Raw genomic sequence first — 23,409 nt, 5'->3', positions numbered from 1 at the left:
TAAGTCTTTTATTTATTTCTATATTTAGGTTGAACTGTTTGTGGACTTGTTGGACCCCCATCTATTGGAGATAAATCTTCTTTAGTAGTAAAGTTTCTAACATTTATAATTTCTAATATTTCAGAGGAAATATTGTTTTTCTTAGAACTATCTTTTTTACCTTTTAAACCTTGAACTAATATTGAGTTACCTTGAGATATATGTATAAATGTTGGCTTCTTAAACCACTTATTTTTTGTATATACACAATTAGCGATAGAACGAGAATGATCGTTTTTAACAACTAGTGTAACTTTTAGTTTATGAAATATACCGATAATAGATTTTTTTTCAATTTTGCAAGATAGAACTTTACCTTGAACTTGAGTTAATCTATCTCCGTATTTTTTCATATATGAGTTGATATAGTATTGTTGAATTTTATCTCTAAATCCCATATAGAATTGCTCCTTTACATAAAAATAATTCATTGATAAACACCACAAGTATATCATATTTTAAATGTATTTAAAAGAAAAAGGAAAGAAAATTAATAATAGTATATTGTATTAATTAAAATAGTGATATAAAATATCAATGCAAGGAGTGATAATTTTGGAAAAAGATAAATTAAGCAGAATGATAGACCACACAATACTTAAGGCAGATGCAACTAAAGAAGAAGTTCAAGCCTTGTGTAAAGAAGCAAAAGAGTATAATTTTGCATCAGTATGTATAAACCCATCTCATATTTCATTAGCGAATAGAGAGTTACAAGGAACTGAGGTAAAGGTATGTACAGTTATAGGATTTCCATTAGGAGCCAATGCTACTGAAGTTAAGAGATTTGAGACTAAAGTAGCTATAGAAGATGGAGCTACTGAAGTAGATATGGTAATAAATGTTGGAAAGTTAAAAGAAAAAGATTATGATTATGTTTTAAAAGATATTGAAGCTGTTGTAGAAGCGGCAAAAGGAAAAGCTTTAGTTAAAGTTATTTTAGAAACTTGTCTTTTAAATGACGAGGAAAAGAAAATAGCTTGTTTACTAAGTAAAAAAGCAGGAGCTGACTTTGTGAAGACATCTACAGGATTCTCAACTGGAGGAGCTACGGAAGAAGATATAAGACTTATGAGAGAAACAGTAGGAGAGGATATGGGTGTTAAGGCATCAGGTGGAGTTAGAACATATAATGATGCTATAAAAATGATAAATGCAGGAGCTACTAGAATTGGTGCATCAGCTTCTATAAATATAGTAAATAAGGTTGATAACACTAAAGAAATGAATTATTAATATAAAGATAAAAGTTACAGGTTAAATAAGATATTTTAAACTGTAACTTTTTTATTTTCAAAAATAAAAATTGTAGGGAATTAAAGTATTTAATTTTGAATATATATTTTAATAACGGAAGGGAGGGTGTTATATGAAAAAGTTATCTTATGATGATATATCCCTTAAAGTTTCAATAAGCAAAGATGAGGATAAAAGTTATTATGATTCTATGAAAAATGAAATTAATAAGGCTTTATCTGTTAATAAAAAGGGCTTCAATTTATTCTTTATAGACAATTATTCTAATTATTGTAGAGAAAAGTTGATAGAAATAGTAGAAGAGTACTACAGTGAAAAAGAGGCACCTAAAGATATATGTTATGTTGTGTTAAAAGGAAGTAAGAATCCATATGGAATGAAAGTTAAAAATGGATATGGAATAAAAATAAAAAATAAAATAGAAGATATAAAAGAAGAGCTAAAATCTATTATAACTAATTTTTTATCTGATGAAGATATAGAGGAAAAGAATGTAATAGTAGAAAAATATAAGGATGATAGAGATTTATTAATAGATAAATTGCTAAATATATCTAAAGAAAGTGGGTTTGAATTAGATTTTAATGATAAAGGATTTGCTTTTACACCAGTTTTGGATGGCAAATTACTCAGTGAAGAAGAATTTAATAAATTAGATGAAGAAAATAGAGAAAATATATTAGATAATTTGGAAGAGTTGAAAGCGGTAACAGAAAGTATTGTAAAAGATATTGGAGATATAGATGACAAGGAGAATAAAGAGCTAGAAGATATATTTATAAAGGAAATTAGTGATTTTGAAATTATATGTAAAGACGAAATAGAAGAAGAATTTATTGATGAGTCAGAAGGAAAAAAATATTTACTAAATATTCTTAGTATAATAATTGGTGAAATAATAGAGAAAAAAGCTTTTAAAGATGAAGAGAGTGGGGTATTATCTGATATATTAAAAAGAATTCATATTAATGTAATAGTGGATAATAGTGAAAAAGAACACCCTCCAGTATATTTTGAAGATGATCCAAATATAAGTAATTTATTTGGTAGATTTGAATCAGAAAGTGTTAATGGATCTTATATTACAGATATATCTATGTTAAGACCTGGAGCTATACTAAAGGCTAATGAAGGATGTTTAATTTTAAGGGCCGATGACCTTATTAGTTATCCTCAAGCATATCAATATCTAAAAAATTTTTTATATAGTGGAAAAGTAGGATATAAAATAACATCATCAATAGACTATATGACTTTAAATGGATTTATGCCAGAAGAAATTGAAGTAAATACAAAGATAATACTTATAGGTGATTATGATACATTTGAAACTTTATATAACATTGATAGTGATTTTAAAAATATATTTAGGATAAAAATATTTAATAATAAAATATTAGAGAAAAGAAACTTTATAATCATATTAGAGAAGTTCAAAGAGATATGTAAAAAGAACTCTATTACAATAGAAGATGAGAGTATTTATTTACTGATATTAAAAAGTTTTATGAGAAGAAATGAAAGTAAAGAGAAGATTGTATTTGATTATGAGTTTTTGGAAAATATAGCATTCTTAGCGTGCGAAGATAACAATTTAAGTTATAAATCTGTATATGATTATCTTTTCAGAGAAGATGAAATAGAAAAACAGTATTTTGAAAGCTATAAAAATAAGGATGTATTTATTTCTGTAAAAGGAGAAAAGATAGGAGAAATTAATGCATTATCTGTTATTGATGGAGGCGATTTCTCCTTTGGAAAACCTATAAAGGTAACTTGTGTTTGTTCTAAAGGGAAAGGAAATATTTTAGATAGCCATAAGGAAAGTTATTTAAGTGGTAAAATTCACAGCAAATCAATTTTAATTCTTAAGGGAGCAATTCTAAGATATTTAGATGGATATTATAACTTACCTATAGATTTTCATATATCTTTTGAGCAGCTCTATAGTAATTTAGAAGGTGATTCTGCTTCAGTAGCTGAATTTTTATCTATGATTTCAGCTATAACAAAAATTCCATTAAAGCAGAATATAGCTATAACTGGATCAATGAATCAAATGGGAGAAATACAACCTATTGGTGGAGTAAATGAGAAAATAGAAGGTTTTTTTAAAGCCTGTAACTTAGTAGACACTTATGAAGATAAAGGGGTACTTATACCTAGGGCTAATGTTAGAAACCTAGTTTTAAATAATGATGTTGAAGAAGCTATAAGAGAAGGTACATTTTCTCTATATATAATGGAGAATATTGATGATGCTATAGAAATAATGTTTAGTAACTATGAGAGAGATCAAGTAATTAATATTATGAGGAAAGAAATGATGAAATATATGTAAAAGAATTGTAATAAAATTCACAAATCACAATTTGCAATTAAGGTGTTTTTTCCTAAGGAAAACATTATAGTGCTGCGGACGGCCTGTGTAGTCGTTTATGAGTAATGAAAATTAACATTTTTATATTTCAATTATGCATTTATATTATAAAGCTATATGAAAGTGCAACTTTCATTAGCACCAAGTAAGACTGCGTTAAGCTCCCTATTCAAACTATAAAATAAGTCTTTATAATAAATTAATGACAGCATGTTTATAATCTCAGAAATTCTGTAGGAATTTCCACCACAATTGTGAATTGAGAATCGTGAATTAAAAAAAGGACTGTAGCACATTGATTAATTTCTTGTGCAACAGTCCTAGTTTGATAATTAAACGTTAAATCTAAAGTTTACGATGTCTCCATCTTTCATTATATATTCTTTACCTTCAAGTCTATATAATCCTTTTTCTTTTGCAGCAGCTTCACTGCCACAAGCTACTAAATCATCATAAGATACTATTTCAGCTCTAATGAATCCTCTTTCTATGTCTGAGTGGATTTTACCAGCAGCGGCAGGAGCTTTTGTTCCTATCTTGATAGTCCAAGCTCTTACTTCTATTTCACCAGCAGTTAAGAAACTCATAAGACCTAGCAATTTATAAGAAGCTCTTATAAGCTTATCAAGTCCTGATTCATCAAGACCATATTCAGCAAGCATTTCTTTTTCTTCTTCTTCATCAAGACCACTTAATTGTTCTTCAAGAGAAGCACATACAACCATTACCTCTGAATTTTCATTTGCAGCATACTCTCTAAGTTTTGCTACATATTGATTTTCTTCTCCTGAGATTATATCATCTTCGGAAACATTAGCAGCATATAAAACTGGTTTTAAAGTTATTAAGAATAATGATTTTAAGAAAGCGGCTTGTTCTTCATCACATTCAAAACTTCTAGCAGGTTTTTCAGCCTCTAGATGTTCCTTTAATTCTTCTAGAAGAGCATATTCAGCTTTAGCCTTTTTATCTCCAGAACGAACAAGTTTCATAGTACGCTCTAATCTTCTTTCTACCATTTCTAAATCTGATAGTATAAGTTCTAAGTTGATAGTTTCAATATCTCTAATAGGATCAACACTACCATCAACGTGAACTATGTTTTCGTCGTCAAAGCATCTAACAACATGAACAATAGATTCACATTCTCTTATATGTGATAAAAACTTATTTCCTAATCCTTCACCTTTTGAAGCACCTCTAACAAGTCCGGCTATATCATAAAATTCTATGCTAGCATATACTTTTTTCTTTGTGTTATAAATTTTCTCCAAAACATCTAATCTTTTATCTGGAACATTAACAACACCAACGTTTGGTTCAATTGTACAGAATGGGTAGTTAGCTGATTCAGCACCAGCTTTTGTTATAGCATTAAATAATGTACTTTTACCTACGTTTGGTAGACCAACTATACCTAATTTCATCTTAAAATATCCTTTCTAAATACATATAATATCTAACTATAGATTATATCTTACGGCGTATTATATTTCAAGAAAGATAGAATTTGAGAAAAAAATGATAACAGAAAAAATCTATTAGCATATTAATATTTTAATTCAGATAAATTACAGTATAAGGAATAAAAGTATTAAATTAACGTATTCATATAAAAAATGTTATAAAATTTAAATAAAATTTGCATATATGGTTGAATAGATGTGAAAATGAATATAAAATATAAGTAAAGTGGTTTAAAGTGGTTTAAAGTGGTTCGAAGTTATGAAATTGGGGTGAAAGAATGTTTATAGGTGAATATGGACATGCCATTGATGCTAAAAACAGAATAATTCTCCCTTCAAAGTTTAGAGAAGGTTTAGGTGACTCATGTATAATGACAAAAGGTCTTGATGGATGTCTTTATGTATACCCACGAAATGAATGGGCCATACTAGAAGAAAAGCTAAAGTCATTACCACTAACATCTAAAGATGCTCGAGCTTTTGTAAGATTCTTTTTTTCAGGAGCAAACGAAATGACTTTTGATAAGCAAGGTAGAACTTTAATTCCACAAAACTTAATGCAATATGCGGGGATAGTTAAAGAAGTAGTGTCTATTGGCGTATCCAATAGAATTGAAATTTGGAGTAAGGAAAAGTGGAACAGCTATACGGAAAGTGACATAAATATGGATGAAATTGGTGAGAAAATGTCTGAATTAGGAATATAGAAGGAGAAAGACAATGGAGTTTAGTCATTATACAGTAATGCTTTCAGAGACAGTAGACGGCTTAAATGTAAGAGAAAACGGAATTTATGTTGATTGTACTTTAGGTGGAGGAGGCCATTCTGAAGAAATCTTAAAAAGACTAGATGGAAGTGGAAAACTTATAGGTATAGATCAAGATACTATGGCTCTTGAAGCATCAAAAAAAAGATTAAGTAAGTTTAATAACGTAGAATATGTACATAATAATTTCTATAATATATCTGAGGTCTTGGATAGTTTAGGAATTGAAAAAGTTGATGGTATTGTTATGGATTTAGGAGTATCATCACCACAATTGGATCAAGCAGAAAGAGGATTCAGTTATCATAAAGATGCCCCACTTGACATGAGGATGAATAGAGAAAAAGAATTTTCAGCATATAATGTAGTTAATGAATATAGTGAAGAAAAATTATATAAAGTTATAAGAGATTTTGGTGAAGAAAAATTTGCAAAAAATATTGCTAAACATATAGTTATCGATAGAGAAATTAAGCCTATAGAAACTACATTTGAACTAGTAGAAATTATAAAAAAATCTATTCCTGCTAAGTTTAGAAAGGATGGACATCCTGGGAAAAAAACATTTCAAGCTATAAGAATAGAAGTAAATAGTGAGTTATCAATTTTAGATAAGGCAATAAATGATTCTATAGATAGATTAAACGACGGGGGAAGGCTATCTATAATAACATTCCATTCTTTAGAAGATAGAATAGTAAAGAATATTTTTAGAGATAATGAAAAACCATGTACATGTCCAAGTGAATTTCCTATATGTGTATGTGGTAAGAAACCTAAAGTAAAAATCATTACTAGAAAGCCAATTGAATGTAGCGATGAAGAATTAAATCTTAATAATAGAAGTAGAAGTGCAAAACTTAGAATTTGTGAGAAGAAGAGTTCTAAATAGCACTAGGGGGGAATAAATATGTTAGTGGAGAAAGAGGAATATATAATTAAAGGCAGCAACGCTTTAAAACAAAGCGCTATTGAAGTACAAAGGGAAAACGAATATGAGAAGCTTAGGGAGCAAAGGGTAAGGTCTAAACAAAAAGCTAAAAAGAATTTAGTTAGGTTAAGAGTATCTGTATTACTTAGTATATTTATGGTTTTAGTTACAGGAATACTTTTAGTTTCTAGGTACAGTATAATATATTCATTGCAGGACCAGTATTTTGATGCTAAAGATGAATTAGGAGTGGCAGAAAGATACAATGAAAAATTAAAAATTGATTTACTAAAAGTTGCAGAAGAAAAGGATGTTTTAAATACTGCAAAGGAAAGTCATAATATGGTTCTTCCACAAAAGGGAACAGCTATTGTGTTGGAAGGAAATGAAAAAACATTCGCTGAGCCAACAAAGGTAGACGAAAAAGAAAGTATATTTGACAAAATTAAAGGTCTATTCTAGCGGAGGTATCAATTTTGAGTAAAAAAAAATATAGTGACAGGTACATATCCAAAAGGAGAGCTATAGGTATTTATGGCATACTTATTTTACTTTTTATAGGATTAACAACTGTTTTATTTAGAGTTATGGTTCTTGATTCTAAAGGGCTTAAGGAAAAAGCTATGAGACAGTGGACTTCAAAGGTAAAAATAGCCGCTAAAAGAGGTCGTATTTTAGATCGTAGAGGTAAAGAGTTAGCTATATCAGGAAACTTGTTTAGAGTAGATTTAGATTTGAACACTTTAAGAGATGGTGTGAAAAAAGAGAAATTTACATTGGAAGAACTTGCAAAAGATATAGCACCTATAGTTGATATGACAGAAGAAGAAGTTTATGAAAAACTTACAATAAAGGGATCTAAGGGAGAAGATTTAGGGTATTCAATTCTAAAAAGAAGAATAGAAGATGATGTTGCTAATAAACTAAAAGCATTAGCTTTAGAAAAGGAAGCTAACGGAATAATAATTTCTCCAGATACAAAAAGATATTATCCTAATGGTAATTTTGCATCACAAGTTATTGGACATACTAATTCTGATGGAAAAGGATTGACAGGTATAGAATATCAATATGATGATGAGTTATCAGGAATATCGGGAGAGATATTAACGGAGAGAGATAATATACAACAAGATTTACCTTATGGAATAGCTCAATATTATCCAGCGGTAGATGGAAAAGATGTTGTATTAACATTAGATGAAACTATTCAAGGATTTGCAGAGAAGTATGCTAATGAAGCTCTTACTAATAATAGTGCTGAAGCAGTATCTATTATTGTTATGAATCCTAACAATGGTGAAGTATTAGCAATGGCTACTGCACCAGGATATGATCTTAATGATCCTTGGGTTGATGGTGTAGATGGAGATGAACTGCAAAAACTTTGGAGAAATAGAGCAGTAAGTGATGCTATGGAACCAGGATCTGTATATAAAGTAATAACTGCTTATGCAGCCCTTGCTGAAGGTATTGTAACAGATGTAACAAAGGTTGATTTTAATTGTACAGGAGTTCACTATGTAGGTAAAAGTAGCTTCCATTGCTGGAAACATGGTGGACATGGAGCACAAAGCTTTGAGCAGATATTACAAAATTCTTGCAATCCAGGGTTTGGTTCTATAGGAGAAAAACTTGGAGCTGAGAAAGTTGAAGAATATGCTAAGTTATTTGGATTTGGAAGTAAGACTGGAATAGATTTGCCAGGAGAAACTAGTGGAATAGTTAAAAAAGCTAGCGATATGTATCCAATAGATACAGCAACAATTTCTTTTGGACAAGCAGATACAAACTCTATGGTACAATATATGGCTGCATTTAATGCTGTTGCTAATGGAGGTCAGTATATAACTCCACATCTTATGAAAGAAATAGTTGGAAAAGATAGTAAAGGTAATGATGTAGTAGAAAAAGAATATGAACCAGTAATAAACAAAAAAATACTAAGTACTGAAACAACGAAAATACTTAGAGAATGTCTTGAAAAAGTAGTTTCTGAAGGTGGAGGAAGAAATGCTTATGTAGAAGGATATAATATTGCTGGGAAAACAGGAACAGCTCAGATACCAAATCCTAATGGTGGTGGATATGAACCAGGTAAATATCTTTCAACTTTTGTAGGAATGGCTCCAGCTGAAAATCCTCAGATTACAGTAATGGTATCTATCTTAAAACCTGATCCTGCTAAATATTATGCAGGGCAAATAGCAGCTCCAGTAGGAAGAGAACTATTTAGTGATATATTCAATTATTTAGCATTAGGACCAAGTTCATATGATTTTAAACCAGAAGTTACAAAGGATGTTATGATTCCTGAAATTCGTGGAATCTCAAAAGAAGATGCAATAAAGATATTAAAGGAAAAAGGATTAAAATATCAAATAGAAGGTGAAGGTACTAAAATATCTGATACAAATCCTAAGCCAGGTTTTTCTATAGAGGAAGGATCAAAAATTATTCTTTACACTAGTGACGATGAAAATTATAATAATATGGTAGGTGTACCTAATCTACGAGGTTACAGTAAAGAAAGAGCTATAGAGACTTTAGATTCTATTGGTCTTAAGTATAATTTTATTGGAAACAGTGGAATAGTCGTTAATCAAAGTATCAGTAAAGAGACTGAAGTTGTTGTAGGAACGTCTATTAGTTTAACATTAGAAGAAGTAGGAGACTAATTTGGAACACAATACGAAAGTATTGTGTTTCTTTATAAGGAGTGGGATATAGATGAATTTAGATAATTTATTAAAAGATTTAAATCTAAAGGAAACATATAATGAAGAGATTAATGAGATACAATATGATTCAAGAAAAGTGACAAATGGTGATGTCTTTGTTGCTATTAAAGGATTTAGTGTAGATGGACACAAATTTATCGATAAAGCACTTGCTAATGGTGCAAAGGTTATAGTGGGAGAAGATGATATATCTATAGAAAATGCATTATACATTAGAGTAAAAGATAGTAGAAAAGCTCTTGCAATTTTAGCAAAAAACTATTTTGATAATCCACAAAACAAAATGAAGATAATTGGAATAACAGGGACTAATGGAAAGACTACTTCAGCATTTATGATGAAATCTTTATTGGAATCTAAGGGATATAAGGTTGGTTTAATAGGAACTATATGTAACATGATAGGAGATAAAAAATTAAAAGCTGAAAGAACTACACCAGAATCACTTGAGTTATATAAGTTATTTAATGATATGGTAGAAGAAAATATAGATTATTGTGTAATGGAAGTATCTTCTCATTCTTTAGCTCTAGATAGAGTATATGGTATAGAGTTCTCCACTGGTGTATTTACTAACCTTACAGTGGATCATTTAGATTTTCATAAAACTCTTGAAAATTATTTTAATGAAAAGAAAAAGCTATTTAAAGTATCTAAAAAGAGAGTTGTTAATGTAGATAACAAGTATGGAGTAGAACTAAAAGGTCAATATAAAGATGCATTGTCATATAGTATTGATAAAGATGGTGATTTAAATGCTACTAACATGGAGATAAGTTCAAAAGGTGTTAAGTTTTACGCAACATATAGAAATGAACAGGAGCATATATCTATAAATATTCCTGGAAAGTATAACGTAGAAAATGCCTTAGGTGTTATAGGGGTAGCATTAACAGAAGGAATGACGTTAAGAGAGATAGCTGATGGAATGAAAGAATTAAAAGCAGTACCAGGAAGATGCGAATTAGTATCTTTAGGAGAAAATATTCCTTTTGATATAATAGTAGATTATGCCCATACACCAGATGGACTAGAAAATATAATAAAAACTTTGAAAGAGCTTACAGAAGGAAGACTTATAACTATTTTTGGTTGCGGTGGAGATAGAGATAAGAGTAAAAGACCTATTATGGGTAAAATTGCTACAGAGTTATCAGATATAGCAATTGTTACATCAGATAATCCAAGAACAGAAGAACCAGGAGAAATTATAAAAGATATATTAGCTGGTATAAGCAGTGATAATTATGTTGTTGAAGAAAACAGATTAGAGGCTATTAAAAAAGGTATGTTGATGGCAAAAGAGAAAGATGTTTTATTAATTGCAGGAAAAGGTCATGAAGATTATCAAATACTAAAAGATAAAACTATAGCTTTTGATGAGAGAGTTATCGTAAAAGAATTAATAAAGGAGTTATTCTAATGGAAAATTTATCATTTAATGAAATACTAGAAGCTGTTAATGGAAGATATCTAGAATATAATGGTGAAAGAAAAATAACTTATGTAGAAACAGATACAAGAAAGATAAAAGAAGGTGCTTTATTTATAGCATTAAAAGGAGAAAATTTTAATGGGAATAAATTTGCTGATGTTGCATTAGAAAATGGTGCTTCAGCAGTAATAATAGATGAAATAGCCTTTGATGTCTTAAAAACTAAAGGGTTAGGAAATATAATAATAGTAGAGGACACGAGAAAAGCACTTTTGGATTTAGCAGCTTATTATAGAAGAAAGTTAGATATAAAAGTAGTTGGAATAACTGGATCTACTGGGAAAACATCAACAAAGGATTTGGTAGCAGCAGCTCTAAGTAGTAAATACAAGGTTTTTAAGACAAAGGGTAATTTTAATAATGAAGTAGGCGTACCACTTATGATATTCAGCATTGATAATAGTTATGATATTGCAGTATTAGAAATGGGTATGAGCAATTTAGGGGAAATTGAAAGATTAGCTTTGGCAGGTAAACCAGATATAGCAGTTATAACTAATGTAGGAATGTCTCATATAGAAAATTTAAAAACTAGAGAGAACATATTAAAAGCTAAGATGGAAATAACAACAGGATTTAATAAGGAAAATGTTCTTATTATAAATGGAGAAAATGATTTATTAAAGACCATATCTAGAAAAGATTATGAAGTTATAAAAATTGGTGCCGATGATGATTATTATGATATTAAAGCTAAAGATATAAAAATTTGTGAAGATAGTGTAGAATTTACTGTAGATGAATCTTCGTTTTTAGTAGAACAGCTAGGATATCATAGTGTACTTAATGGACTTTTAGCTATAGCAGTAGGAAGGAAGCTAGGTCTTAGCGATAAAGAAATTAACAAAGGGTTTAAAAATATTGAATCTACATCTATGAGACTTGATGTTAAGGAGAAGAATAACAATATTATTATTAATGATACCTATAATGCAAGCCCAGACTCAATGAAGGCAGGTATAGATGTTCTCATGAACTTAAAGAAGTCTTATAATATTATAATTGTAGGAGATATGAGAGAGCTTGGTGATGAAAGTTATAATGCACATAAAAATGTTGGAGAATATGCCAAGGAAAAAGGTATAGATTTGTTATTAACTACCGGAGAATATTCTAGGGCATATAAAGACGGATTTGGTGAAAGTACTGTAGTCTTTGAAGATAAAGAGTCTATAGTTAATTATGTGAAAGCTTTAGATAAAAATTATGCTGTATTAGTAAAAGCTTCTAGAGGAAGTAAATTTGAAGAAATAGTGAATAATTTAATTTAGCTGGAAAGGAAGAAACAATGGATATTAACTTTTATTTAACATTATTATTTGATATATTATTAGCACTAATGATAACACTTATTATATGTCCAAGAATGATACCAATTTTGCATAAATTTAAATTCGGGCAACCAATAAGGGAAGAAGGACCAAAGAGTCATCAAAAGAAAGCTGGAACACCTACAATGGGTGGAGTTACATTTATGATATCAATTCTTATAGTTATGGTTTTAAATTTTAAACTTTTAAAGATTGATGGAATGATACCTGTATTTGCATTATTTGGATTTGGTATTATTGGGCTTTTAGATGATTCAATTAAGATAATTAAAAAGCAGAATGAAGGTCTAAGACCAATGGAAAAAATGGTATTACTACTTGTTGTATCTACTTTTCTAAGTGTTTTAGGAGCTAAAGTTATTGGGACTGATTTAAAGTTTCCATTTGTTGAAAATACAATAGATTTTGGATTTATTCCATATGTATTATTAATGGTGTTCTATTATGCTGCAGTAACTAATGCTGTTAATTTAACAGATGGGTTAGATGGTCTTGCTACATCAGTGACATTAATGGTTATGACATTTTTTGCTGTTGCAGCATTTATGTTTGGAAAGTTAAATATAGTTATATTTGCAGGAATTACCATAGGAGCTTTATTAGGATTCCTAAAAAATAATGCTTATCCAGCAAAGATATTTATGGGAGATACTGGATCTCTAGCTTTAGGAGGAGTTGTAGGGGCTACAGCTATGGTTTTAAAGATGCCTATATTTGTAGTAATAGTAGGTGGAATATATGTTTTTGAAGCTCTTTCAGTTATAATTCAAGTTACTTATTATAAGAAAACGAAAAAAAGGTTTTTCAAAATGGCACCAGTACATCATCATTTTGAAGCTTTAGGATGGAAAGAGACTAAAGTAGTTACAGTATTTACAGTCGCAACTTTTGTCTTATGTATATTAGGGATATTTGCATTATACTTTACTTTTTAGGGTAAGTAAGGGGGGAGTTTATGATAAAAAAAATTAAAAAGTTATGTGATGATAGGGGATCAGTAGATTTTGTGCTCCTTGCAACAATATTATTATTAGTTTCAATCGGAGTAATAATGGTTTTTAGTGCATCATCCTATATATCATTACATTCTAAAGCATATGGAAATAATGAGATGTATTTCTTTTTAAGACAAGGAGCCTTCGCATTTGTAGGAGTAATAATGATGTTTTTTGTTTCTAGAATAGATTATAGGAAATACAGAAAAAAGAAGTTTCTTTTATGGGGTATGGCAATAACAGCAGTATCATTAATAGCAGCATTATTTTTTCCTGCTGTTAATGGAGCAAGAAGATGGGTAAGATTAGGACCACTTGGATTTCAACCATCAGAATTAGCAAAATATATTGTTGTGTTTTTTTCAGCGGCTTCTATAGCTAGAAAAGGTGAGAGAATGAAGAGTTTTACATATGGAGTAATGCCTTATCTAGCAGTAGCAGGAATATTTGCTGGACTTGTATTGTTAGGGAAAAATCTTAGTATTGCAACTATTATTTTAGGTACTACGATAATAATGTTAATTGTTGGAGGAATTAAGATAGTTCATATTGCACTTTTAGGTATTGGGGCAATTGGATTTGGTGTGTTCTTTATACTTGTAGAACCGTATAGAATAGCCAGAGTAATGTTCTTTTTAGATCCTTTTAAAGATCCTCAAGGGAAAGGATATCAACTTATACAATCCTGGTTTGCTTTATCTTCAGGAGGAGTAATTGGACAAGGACTTGGACAATCAAGACAGAAGGCATTCTTTTTACCTGAACCTCACAATGATTTTATATTTGCTATAATAGGAGAAGAGTTTGGTTTTATAGGATGTTTTCTACTTATAATGCTTATAATACTGCTATTAACAAGAGGACTTAAAGTAGCTTTAAATGCAGAAGATACTCATGGAATGTTATTAGCATTAGGAATAACTTGTGTTTTAGGATTACAAGCAATTATTAATATTGCAGTAGTATCTGGAGCGATGCCAGTTACCGGGGTACCGTTGCCGTTCATAAGTTATGGTGGAACAGCTCTTATGATAAATTTATTTGCTTCGGGGGTACTTTTAAATATATCGATACATAGTAAAAAGCGTAAAATAAATAAAAAAAGGTAATATAAAAAAAGTACGAAAGCTAAAATAAGTAACTTTCGTATTTTTTTAATATTATATAAAAATACTATAAACATTATGTAATTACCAATTAATATATGATATTATAGTTATTAGACAATACAAAATAAATATAAGGTGTTAGATATGGGTGCAAATAAGTTTATACAGAAAAAAGAACGTCAGAGGAAAAGGAAAAAAAAGTTTAGGAATATAGTGATACTATTGATTTTAGTAATAGTATTATTAAATTTAGTGTACAAATTACCTTACTTTGATATTAAGCATATTAAAATTCAAAATAATAATATAGTTTCTAGTGACGATATATATTCAATATGCAAAGAAGTAGAGGGAAAAAATATTTTTTATACAAAATTAGATAATTTACAGAAGAAAATAAAGAAAAATACTTACATAGAAAGCGTAGAAATATCAAGAAAATTACCTTCAACTATTACAGTAAAAATAAATGAGAGAGATCCTTTTTTCTATGTTAATAATGAAGGTAAATATTACATTTTTTCTGAAAATGCATTACTGCTCGATATTAAAGATACAATAATAGATTTAGATGTACCAGAAGTAGTAGGATTAGACTTAGGTGATATAACCATAGGTGAATCGATTGCATTTAATAAAGATAATGAGAGAAAAGTCAAATATATATCAGATTTATATTTAAATATGTCAAATCCTATAGATGACAGTTTTAATAAAAAAAATATATCGCTTATAGAGATACCAGAATTTTTTAATTGTTCTTTTAAGTATAAAAATTTGACAATAAAGCTTGGGAAAAATGAAGAGCTTTTAGACAAGTTGAATAAAGCGTTTCAGATTATTAAAGAAAAAGAATTTGAAAACTCTATAGGATATATAGATGTTAGTTATTATAAATTACCAGCAGTTCATATAGAAGGGTAGGAGGATAAATGGGAAAGAGTTTGGATTACAAAAAGTTAAAAAGAGAATTAGCTATAGCAGTAGTCCTTGGAATCTTAGGATTTATAATAGCATATCAACTTAAGTATATTTCAAAAGAAGAAAAAAATGCATATGAAAATACATCAGATGTAGATATAACAAGTGAAGTATCTAAATTATCAAAAGAGAAAGAGGAACTTTCTGAAAAAGTTAATGCCCTTCAAGCGACAGTATCAGAATTTGAGAAGGAAGCAGCAGAAAACAATAGTAATAGCCAACAATTATATGAACAGTTAGAGAAAAGTCGTATGCTTTTAGGAGAAACTGATGTTGAAGGACCTGGTGTAGTAGTTACTATAACACCAAAAGTTTTAAATGTGGATAGCACTAACAAGGTTATTATAACACACAAGGATTTAATAACTTATGTTAATGAATTAAATTTTGCTGGTGCAGAAGCGATTTCTATTAATGGATATCGAATAACAAGTAATAAGGGAATTCGTTCATCTGATGGTGTAAAAACTATATATATAGGAAATGAAAGAATATCCCCTTATGAAACAATAACCATTAAGGCTATTGGAAGTAAAGATCAATTAAGTGCTGCTATGAATTTTTATGGTACATTTAAAGATATAGAGGGATCTTATACTTGTTCTGTGGAAAAAAAGGATAGTGTACGTATAGAAAAAAGTAATTATACAAGTGAATTTAAGTATTCAAAAGTAATAAAAGGCGATTAGAGGTGAAATAATGATAGCTTTAATAGGATTGATTATCGGAATTGCTGTAGGAGTATTCTGGGATATAAGTATACCACCAAGTTTATCACCATATTTATCTGTTGCAATTTTTGCATGTTTAGATTCGGTTTTTGGTGCCTTTAGAGGTACACTAGAAAAAACATTTAGAACGGATATTTTTATTTCTGGTTTTTTTGGTAATGCAATTCTTGCAGTAGCATTAGTATTTTTGGGAGATAAGTTAGGCATACCAGTATACTTGGCAGCTGTAATTGTATTTGGTGGAAGAATTTTTAATAATTTCGCTATAATAAGAAGACTAATAATAGATAAACTGAGATTACATAATGAGGTGAAAAGATGAAAAAAAATGAAGCTACAATATTTATTTTGATAGCTTCAGTACTTATAGGATTCCTTATAGCATCTAATTTGAAAATTGGGGAAGGTAGTACCTTTAATTATTTAGATAGTAAAGAGTATAGTAATCAGTATAATAAAAAAATATCATTAATAAATGAAATTGATGATTTATATAAGAAATATAATGAATTGAAAGATAAAGAGGAATTATATACTGATATTGGAGTAGAAGATCCCAAAGTACAAAGACAATTAGAAAGGGAGCTATTAACATACAAAGGTCTAACTGGAATGGCTGATATAAGAGGACCAGGAGTAGTTATAACATTAGATGATGCTAAGGATGTGTATGCAACTAATTATGATTTAATACATGATAGTGACCTTAGATATATAGTAAATGATTTAAAAATATTAGGCGCTGAAGCTATTGCAATAAATAAAGTTAGGATTTTAGATACAACAGAGATTAAATGTTATGGTGCATTAATAAAAATTAATGGTATAGTTATTCCAGCACCATTTACTATAGAAGCCATTGGAGATATAGAGAAACTTAAGGCAATTAATAGTAGTGAATATTATTTTGGAGCTTTAGAATTTTATAGAAGTGGACTTGTAAGAGAATTTGAAGAGAAAAATGATATAGTTATAAATGCTTTAAGTGATGATAGAAATTACAAGTATATGAAGGAAGTTAAGTAATATTATTGTGTTAATAAATTTTAAAAATTAAAGGAAATTTAATTTGTTTGAAGAATATATTATTAAAATTATTTCTTTTGAGGTGGCGATGATATGACAGTTAAAGAAAATAGTATAGAAACTTTAAATACTATTAAAGATGGGGTAACACTTATAGGAGTATCTAAAACTAAGCCAGTGGAGATGATAAAAGAAGCTTTTGACGGTGGGATAAGAAATTTTGGAGAAAATAAAGTACAAGATTTGATTGCAAAAATGGATATACTGAAAGATTATCCAATAAAGTGGCATTTTATAGGACATCTCCAAAAAAATAAAGTCAAATATTTAGTTGATAGAGAATGTCTTATTCATTCTATAGATTCTGTTGACTTAGTAAGAGAAATAGAAAAGAAGTATGGAAACAAAGGACGAAGTTGTAGAGGATTAATACAAATAAATATCGGTAGAGAAGAAAGTAAATTTGGAGTACTAAAGGAAGATCTTTATGATATAATCGAAGAGGTTGAAAAAAGTGAATTTATAAAAATAGAGGGCTTAATGGCTATATTACCTAAAGAAAATGAGGAAATATTGAGAAAGTACTTTAAAGATATGAAAAATACGTTCGATAAGTTAAGTAAAGAGAGCTTTAAGAATATTGATATGAAATTTTTATCAATGGGAATGACTAATGATTATCTATATGCCATGGATGAAGGAAGTAATATGGTAAGAGTGGGTAGAAAAATTTTTGGTGAAAGATAAAGGAGGATATTATGTTTAACAAATTTAAAGAAATTATTGGCCTAGAAGATGAAGAAGACTTCATTGAAGAGATGGAAGAAAATAGAGAAAAAGAAGAAGAAGTTAATTCTTTAGAAAGAGAAACAATTTTTAATACAAAGAAAAGTAATTCTTATGGAGAAAATAAACTTGTAAATATACATACATCTGCATCAGTGAAGGTAGTTATTTCAAAACCTAATAATTATGATGAAGCAACTGCTATATGTGATGATTTAAGAAATAGAAGAATAGTCGTTGTAAATACAAGTAATTTAGAGACTAAAGTAGCACAAAGATTATTAGATTTTATATCAGGAGCATGTTATGCAGTAAATGGGGAAATTCAAGAAGTAGAGAAAGGTGTATATGTATTATCACCTTCTAATGTGGAAGTGTCAAAAGAAATAGGCAAGAGTTTTGCTTCTAAAAGAGGATTTTTAGATTCTGAGGAGTAAAGAGTGAATAAAAAAGCTTTTTTAGAACATTTTTTAGGGGAAGATACAAATTTATTAAGTAATATTTTTGAAAAAATTAACCTTAGTAAAAAGTCAGGTATTATAACTTTTAGCAATGAATTTTTGCCAGAGTTATTGTGTAGAGAGATAGTAAATATAGCGGAATCTATGGGAGTTACTGCAGAATATTTCGGGGGATTTAATAATTGTGATAGAGCAATGGTATCTTTTAATAATTTTTATAAAACTCCATACCCTATGGAGCTTATAAAAATTAAGTTCTCTATAAAATTTCAATCAGTTACTCATAGGGATATATTAGGCGCATTAATGTCTTTAGGAATAAAGAGAGAGAAATTAGGAGATTTAATTATAGAAGAATCTTGTGGGTTAGTTGTTGTACATGAAGATATAAAGGAATATATAATATCAAATTTAGTAAAAATTAAAAATGCTAGTTGTAAGATTGAAACGTTAGATTTAGAGGAATGTAAAAACTTCGAAAAAAAGTTTCAAGAAAAAATAGAAATTGTATCTTCACTTCGATTTGACTCAGTTGTTAGTTCAATTTGTAATAAATCTAGAAGTTATGCAGTGGATCTTATAAATTCTGGGGATTGCAAGATAAATTATTTAGATAACAGAGACAAAAGTAAAGAAGTGAAGATTAATGATGTAATTACAGTAAGAGGATATGGTAAATTTAAATTAGATGAAGTGATATCTAGCACTAAAAGTGGAAGAATTAAGGTAAAGATAAAGAAATATGTTTAAAGAGGTGTAGAAATGAGATTAACTCCAATGGATATTACAAACAAAGAATTTAAAAAGTCTTTAAGGGGATTTGATTGTGAAGAAGTAGATGAGTTTTTAGATAAAATAGTAGAGGACTATGAATTTATATATAAAGAAAACTCATCATTAAAGGAAAAAATAAAAGCTAATAATGATAGAATAAAACATTATGAGCAGATTGAAGAAACAATACAAAATACTCTTTTATTAGCACAAAATGCTGCTGAACAAGCTAAATTAGTAGCTCAAAAAGAGGCAGAAATGATTTTAAATTCTGCTAATGAAAGTGCAAAAAAAATAATAGATAAAGCTAATTTTGAAGTTATAAAAATAAATGATGATTATGAAGTTATAAAACAAGACTTTATGAAGTTTAGAGCAAAATATAATAATTTCTTACAAACTCAAATGGATATGTTTAAAGGTCTTGAACAAGATTTCTTAAAGAATTATAATATAGCTACAAATGAAAAAGATGACAAAGTTATAGAAACAATAGATACAAAAGTTATATCAGATGATATAAAAGAAAAAGAAGCAAATGAAAAAGAAATAAAAGAAAAAGATATTTTTAAGGAAGTAGCTGCTGAAGAAGTAAAAGCGATTCCAGAACTTGAGCTTACTGCTAACTTAGAAGATGTAAAAAATTATTTTGTAGAAGATGATAAATAACCACTTGCCTTAAGTGGTTTTTTATCTTAAAGGAGGATTTACATAAAATGATAGGTATAATAGGCGCAATGGATGAAGAATTAGCAATATTATTAGAGCTTATGGAAGTGGAGAAAGACATAGTAAAGGCTGATATGCATTTTAAGATAGGTAAATTAGACAATAAAAATATAGTAGTTGTACGATGTGGAATAGGTAAAGTAAATGCTGCAATATGTACTCAAATTTTAGTAGATGATTTTAAAGTAGATAAAGTAGTTAATGTAGGTATAGCAGGAGGAATTGGAAAGGATGTTTGTCCTGGAGATGTTGTTATTGGTACAGCTTTAGTACAACATGATGTAGATGCTACTAATTTTGGATATGAATTAGGTCAAATACCGAGATTAGATACCCTAGAATTTAAATGCGATGATAATTTAATAAAATTAGCAAGAAAAGCTTGTGAAGGTAATCTAGATCACAAGTGCTTCACAGGTAAGATTGCTACTGGAGATCAATTCATAGCATCTGTTGACAAGGTAAGATGGATAAAAGAAACATTTGGCGCAATAGCATGTGAGATGGAAGGTGGTAGTATTGCTCACGTATGCTATTTAAATAGTGTACCATTTGTGGTTATAAGAAGCATTTCTGACAATGCAGATAATGGGGCACATTTGGACTATGATAAGTTCCAAGATATAGCTATTAAGAATTCTACCAATATTTTAAAGACTATGATATCAGAAATGTAATGGTAAATTTATAAAGTTATAAAAAATTAATCACTAGATAACAATATTATTGTATAAGGAGTGATTAATTATGTTAACTAATGATGAAAAGAAATATTTTAAGAATAAATTGATAGAAGAAAAAAATAGAATTGAAGGTATAATTGGACTTATGAATAAAAATGAGACAATTGGAGAAGATGCACAGAACTTTTCAGAATTGTCTCTATATGATAATCATACAGGAGATATTGGCAGTGAAGTGACAGAGACATCTAAGTCTATTGCACTAAAAAATAATGAAGAAAGAATATTAGCTAAAGTTGATAATGCAATTGAGGATATAGACAATGGAAGTTATGGTATATGCAAAATTTGTGGTAAAGAAATAAATAAAGAGAGGCTACAGTTTATACCTTATGCTGAGTATTGTGTAGAGTGCCAAAAAGCTAGTTCTTTTCATGATAGGAATGAGTTTGATAGGTTTAAAGAATCATCACCATTTGTAGCAGATACTTATACTGCTGCACCAAATCCTGTAGAATACTATGAAGCAGTGGAATCCTTTAATCAAATAGATAATATCTATGAATTTGATGAAGATGTTGATTATGGAGATGTTGTGGATCCATTAGATAATATAAGTAATGAATTTTATAAACGAACATTGTAATTTTGGGGGAAACATGGAATTAATAATAATAGTTTTAGGCTTTATCTTAGATAGAGTTACGAAGGTAATGGCATTTAATGTTTTAGGTGGAGGCGAAGAAAAACAAATTATAAAAGGTATATTTTCATTAGAATATTATGAAAATACTGGTGCTGCTTTTTCTATGCTTTCTTCTAAAACAATGCTATTAGCGTTTGTGTCATTAATAGCAGTTATACTAATGACGGTTATACTATTAAAGTATAGAAAGAAAAACAAGATTTTCGATTTATCATTATCATTTCTAATTGCTGGAGCATTGGGAAATATGTATGATAGGTTTTTTCAAGGATATGTTATAGATTTTTTTAAATTACATTATTATAATAAGTATACTTTTCCTATTTTTAATGTAGCGGATGTATTGGTATGTATAGGAGCAGGTTTTTTAATTTTATATGTTATAAAGGAAGAAATAGATGAAAGAAGAAAAAGTAGTAGTAAGTGAAAAAGACAATAATAGTAGGCTAGATAAATTTCTCACAACTATATTTACTGATAAATCACGAAGCTTTTTTCAAAATATTATTGAAGAAGATTTAGTTAAAGTAAATGGTAATACAAGAAAAAGTAACCATAAAGTAAAAGAAAATGATATAGTAGAAATAAAATTTCCCGATGCAGTAGAAGGAAGTGTAGAAGCAGAAAATATTCCAATAGATATATTATACGAAGATGATGATGTAATAATTGTGAATAAAGCTCAAGGAATGATTGTACATCCAGCTCCAGGTGTTTATTCTGGAACTTTAGTAAATGCATTATTATACCATTGTAAAGATTTATCTGGTATAAATGGAGTTGTAAGGCCAGGAATAGTTCATAGAATAGACAAAGATACTTCGGGAATACTAGTAATAGCTAAAAATGATTTTGCACATATGAAGCTAAGTGAGGATTTTAAAAAGCATTCTATAACTAGAGAATATATAGCTATTACAGAAGGTATAATAAAAAATGATAGTGGTACAATAGATAAACCATTAGCTAGAGATCCAAAAGAGAGAATAAAGATAGCTATTGTAGAAGGTGGAAGAAAAGCTGTAACACATTATTCTGTTGAAAAAAGATTTAAGAATAATACGATGGTCAGGTGTACTTTAGAAACAGGAAGAACTCATCAAATAAGAGTTCATATGGCATCAATAGGACATCCTTTAGTTGGAGATCCTGTATATGGATATAAAAAACAAAAATTTAAAGTTAATGGTCAAATGCTTCATGCTGCTAAATTAGGTTTTATACATCCTACAAAAGGAATATACATGGAATTTACTAGTGATGTGCCAGATTATTTTGCAAAAATATTGCAAGTTTTAGGAAACACTTGATGATGTAGAAAAGATTTGATATAATACACTAGAATTAATCTTTAATTGATCCCGTGAGGTCACAAGGTTAAACTAGTAAAACCTAATTATAAGTTTGTATAGTAATGCCTTACTTCGCGAGAAGTAGGCTTTTTTAGTTAATTTATAAAATAAAACTTTGAGGTGATTAAATGAATTTAAAAGCGGAACTTTTAGATGAAAAAGCAATAGGAAGAACACTAAAAAGAATCTCTCATGAAATAATTGAAAAAAATAAAGGGACAGAAGATTTAGTCCTAATTGGAGTTAAAAGAAAAGGAGTTCCTTTAGCCAATAGAATTGCTAATTTTATTGAGAATATTGAAGGAAATAGAATACCAGTTGGAGATGTTGATATATCATTATATAGAGATGATTTAAATACGTTTCTAGGTGATAGTTCGATAGAAAATATGAATTTAGGAGTAGAAGTTAGGAATAAAAAAGTTATATTGGTAGATGATGTTCTTTATACAGGAAGAACGGTTAGAGCTGCAATAGATGCTATTATAGCAGTGGGAAGACCTAATTCAATACAATTGGCTGTATTAGTTGATAGAGGTCATAGAGAGCTTCCTATAAGAGCTGATTATGTTGGAAAAAATATACCGACATCTAGACACGAGATGATAAAAGTATCTCTTGTTGAAATAGATAAAAAAGATTTAGTTAGTATATATGAATAGGAGAAAG

The 23,409-nt window shown here is 29.0% G+C and carries 25 protein-coding genes; 23 read left to right on the top strand and 2 right to left on the bottom strand.

The genetic code is table 11. The annotated features are described in order from the left end of the window. Positions 1–8: 8 nt before the first annotated feature. A complete protein-coding gene (locus tag CM240_RS07980) occupies positions 9–437 on the bottom strand; it encodes a hypothetical protein (RefSeq protein WP_044038134.1) in 429 nt (142 codons plus the stop codon). Positions 438–618: 181 nt separating this feature from the next. On the opposite strand from CM240_RS07980, the gene deoC reads away from it, so the two are divergent. Then, positions 619–1,275: a deoxyribose-phosphate aldolase gene (gene deoC, locus CM240_RS07975; protein WP_423219475.1), complete on the top strand. Its 657-nt coding sequence runs from the start codon at positions 619–621 to the stop codon at positions 1,273–1,275. Positions 1,276–1,408: 133 nt separating this feature from the next. Beyond that, entirely contained in the window at positions 1,409–3,637 is a 2,229-nt protein-coding gene (locus CM240_RS07970) for an AAA family ATPase (protein ID WP_044038130.1), read from the top strand. A 371-nt stretch (positions 3,638–4,008) separates the two neighbouring features. On the opposite strand, the gene ychF is transcribed toward CM240_RS07970, so the two are convergent. Then, the gene (ychF, locus tag CM240_RS07965; RefSeq protein ID WP_044038128.1) at positions 4,009–5,103 is read right to left on the bottom strand and encodes a redox-regulated ATPase YchF; all 1,095 of its coding nucleotides are present in this window, start codon (positions 5,101–5,103) and stop codon (positions 4,009–4,011) included. 317 nt (positions 5,104–5,420) lie between these two features. Between ychF and mraZ the strand changes: the two genes are divergently transcribed. From mraZ to pyrR, 21 genes are all read left to right on the top strand, one after another. Then, positions 5,421–5,849: a division/cell wall cluster transcriptional repressor MraZ gene (gene mraZ / locus CM240_RS07960; protein WP_044038126.1), complete on the top strand. Its 429-nt coding sequence runs from the start codon at positions 5,421–5,423 to the stop codon at positions 5,847–5,849. A 13-nt stretch (positions 5,850–5,862) separates the two neighbouring features. Continuing rightward, positions 5,863–6,801, top strand: a complete 939-nt coding sequence (gene rsmH / locus CM240_RS07955) for a 16S rRNA (cytosine(1402)-N(4))-methyltransferase RsmH (RefSeq protein WP_044038124.1) — start codon at positions 5,863–5,865, stop codon at positions 6,799–6,801. Positions 6,802–6,819: 18 nt separating this feature from the next. Further along, positions 6,820–7,302 carry a hypothetical protein gene (locus CM240_RS07950; protein WP_044038122.1) on the top strand — a complete coding sequence of 161 codons (483 nt, stop codon included), beginning with the start codon at positions 6,820–6,822 and terminating at the stop codon, positions 7,300–7,302. A gap of 14 nt (positions 7,303–7,316) precedes the next feature. Continuing rightward, a complete protein-coding gene (locus CM240_RS07945; RefSeq protein WP_044038120.1) occupies positions 7,317–9,518 on the top strand; it encodes a stage V sporulation protein D in 2,202 nt (733 codons plus the stop codon). Between the two features lie 52 nt (positions 9,519–9,570). Further along, complete coding sequence (locus CM240_RS07940; RefSeq protein ID WP_044038118.1) at positions 9,571–11,004, top strand: UDP-N-acetylmuramoyl-L-alanyl-D-glutamate--2,6-diaminopimelate ligase; 1,434 nt, start codon at positions 9,571–9,573, stop codon at positions 11,002–11,004. Beyond that, the gene (locus CM240_RS07935; RefSeq protein ID WP_044038116.1) at positions 11,004–12,347 is read left to right on the top strand and encodes a UDP-N-acetylmuramoyl-tripeptide--D-alanyl-D-alanine ligase; all 1,344 of its coding nucleotides are present in this window, start codon (positions 11,004–11,006) and stop codon (positions 12,345–12,347) included. The genes CM240_RS07940 and CM240_RS07935 overlap by 1 nt, the downstream gene beginning before the upstream one ends. Positions 12,348–12,364: 17 nt before the next feature. Then, the gene (mraY, locus tag CM240_RS07930) at positions 12,365–13,342 is read left to right on the top strand and encodes a phospho-N-acetylmuramoyl-pentapeptide-transferase (RefSeq protein ID WP_044038114.1); all 978 of its coding nucleotides are present in this window, start codon (positions 12,365–12,367) and stop codon (positions 13,340–13,342) included. Between the two features lie 32 nt (positions 13,343–13,374). Then, the gene (gene ftsW / locus CM240_RS07925) at positions 13,375–14,511 is read left to right on the top strand and encodes a putative lipid II flippase FtsW (RefSeq protein ID WP_423219474.1); all 1,137 of its coding nucleotides are present in this window, start codon (positions 13,375–13,377) and stop codon (positions 14,509–14,511) included. A 144-nt stretch (positions 14,512–14,655) separates the two neighbouring features. Beyond that, the gene (locus tag CM240_RS07920; RefSeq protein WP_044038103.1) at positions 14,656–15,435 is read left to right on the top strand and encodes a cell division protein FtsQ/DivIB; all 780 of its coding nucleotides are present in this window, start codon (positions 14,656–14,658) and stop codon (positions 15,433–15,435) included. A gap of 8 nt (positions 15,436–15,443) precedes the next feature. After that, the gene (locus CM240_RS07915; protein WP_044038101.1) at positions 15,444–16,181 is read left to right on the top strand and encodes a DUF881 domain-containing protein; all 738 of its coding nucleotides are present in this window, start codon (positions 15,444–15,446) and stop codon (positions 16,179–16,181) included. Between the two features lie 10 nt (positions 16,182–16,191). Beyond that, positions 16,192–16,545, top strand: coding sequence for a small basic family protein (locus CM240_RS07910; protein ID WP_044038099.1), 354 nt, complete (start codon positions 16,192–16,194; stop codon positions 16,543–16,545). Further along, positions 16,542–17,249: a DUF881 domain-containing protein gene (locus tag CM240_RS07905; protein WP_051483756.1), complete on the top strand. Its 708-nt coding sequence runs from the start codon at positions 16,542–16,544 to the stop codon at positions 17,247–17,249. Before CM240_RS07910 ends, CM240_RS07905 begins: the two co-directional genes overlap by 4 nt. A gap of 93 nt (positions 17,250–17,342) precedes the next feature. Then, complete coding sequence (locus tag CM240_RS07900; RefSeq protein WP_044038097.1) at positions 17,343–17,996, top strand: YggS family pyridoxal phosphate-dependent enzyme; 654 nt, start codon at positions 17,343–17,345, stop codon at positions 17,994–17,996. Between the two features lie 11 nt (positions 17,997–18,007). Then, entirely contained in the window at positions 18,008–18,472 is a 465-nt protein-coding gene (locus CM240_RS07895) for a cell division protein SepF (RefSeq protein WP_044038095.1), read from the top strand. A gap of 3 nt (positions 18,473–18,475) precedes the next feature. Then, positions 18,476–19,246: a YlmH family RNA-binding protein gene (locus CM240_RS07890; RefSeq protein ID WP_044038093.1), complete on the top strand. Its 771-nt coding sequence runs from the start codon at positions 18,476–18,478 to the stop codon at positions 19,244–19,246. Between the two features lie 12 nt (positions 19,247–19,258). Further along, positions 19,259–19,939 carry a DivIVA domain-containing protein gene (locus tag CM240_RS07885; protein ID WP_044038091.1) on the top strand — a complete coding sequence of 227 codons (681 nt, stop codon included), beginning with the start codon at positions 19,259–19,261 and terminating at the stop codon, positions 19,937–19,939. A gap of 47 nt (positions 19,940–19,986) precedes the next feature. Next, on the top strand, positions 19,987–20,676 hold the full coding sequence (locus CM240_RS07880; RefSeq protein WP_044038088.1) for a 5'-methylthioadenosine/adenosylhomocysteine nucleosidase: 690 nt from the start codon (positions 19,987–19,989) through the stop codon (positions 20,674–20,676). A gap of 70 nt (positions 20,677–20,746) precedes the next feature. Beyond that, positions 20,747–21,328, top strand: a complete 582-nt coding sequence (locus tag CM240_RS07875) for a TraR/DksA C4-type zinc finger protein (RefSeq protein WP_044038087.1) — start codon at positions 20,747–20,749, stop codon at positions 21,326–21,328. A gap of 13 nt (positions 21,329–21,341) precedes the next feature. Continuing rightward, positions 21,342–21,815, top strand: coding sequence for a signal peptidase II (lspA, locus tag CM240_RS07870; protein WP_044038085.1), 474 nt, complete (start codon positions 21,342–21,344; stop codon positions 21,813–21,815). Continuing rightward, positions 21,787–22,698: an RluA family pseudouridine synthase gene (locus CM240_RS07865; protein WP_044038083.1), complete on the top strand. Its 912-nt coding sequence runs from the start codon at positions 21,787–21,789 to the stop codon at positions 22,696–22,698. The genes lspA and CM240_RS07865 overlap by 29 nt, the downstream gene beginning before the upstream one ends. 170 nt (positions 22,699–22,868) lie before the next feature. Continuing rightward, positions 22,869–23,402, top strand: a complete 534-nt coding sequence (pyrR, locus tag CM240_RS07860; RefSeq protein ID WP_044038080.1) for a bifunctional pyr operon transcriptional regulator/uracil phosphoribosyltransferase PyrR — start codon at positions 22,869–22,871, stop codon at positions 23,400–23,402. Positions 23,403–23,409: the final 7 nt, after the last annotated feature.

This window comes from Clostridium bornimense (assembly GCF_000577895.1).
In the GTDB taxonomy this organism is placed as follows: Bacteria; Bacillota; Clostridia; order Clostridiales; family Clostridiaceae; genus Clostridium_AN; species Clostridium_AN bornimense.
Note: the sequence above shows the minus strand (reverse complement) of the source record. Positions and strands in the feature narration are given on the sequence as shown.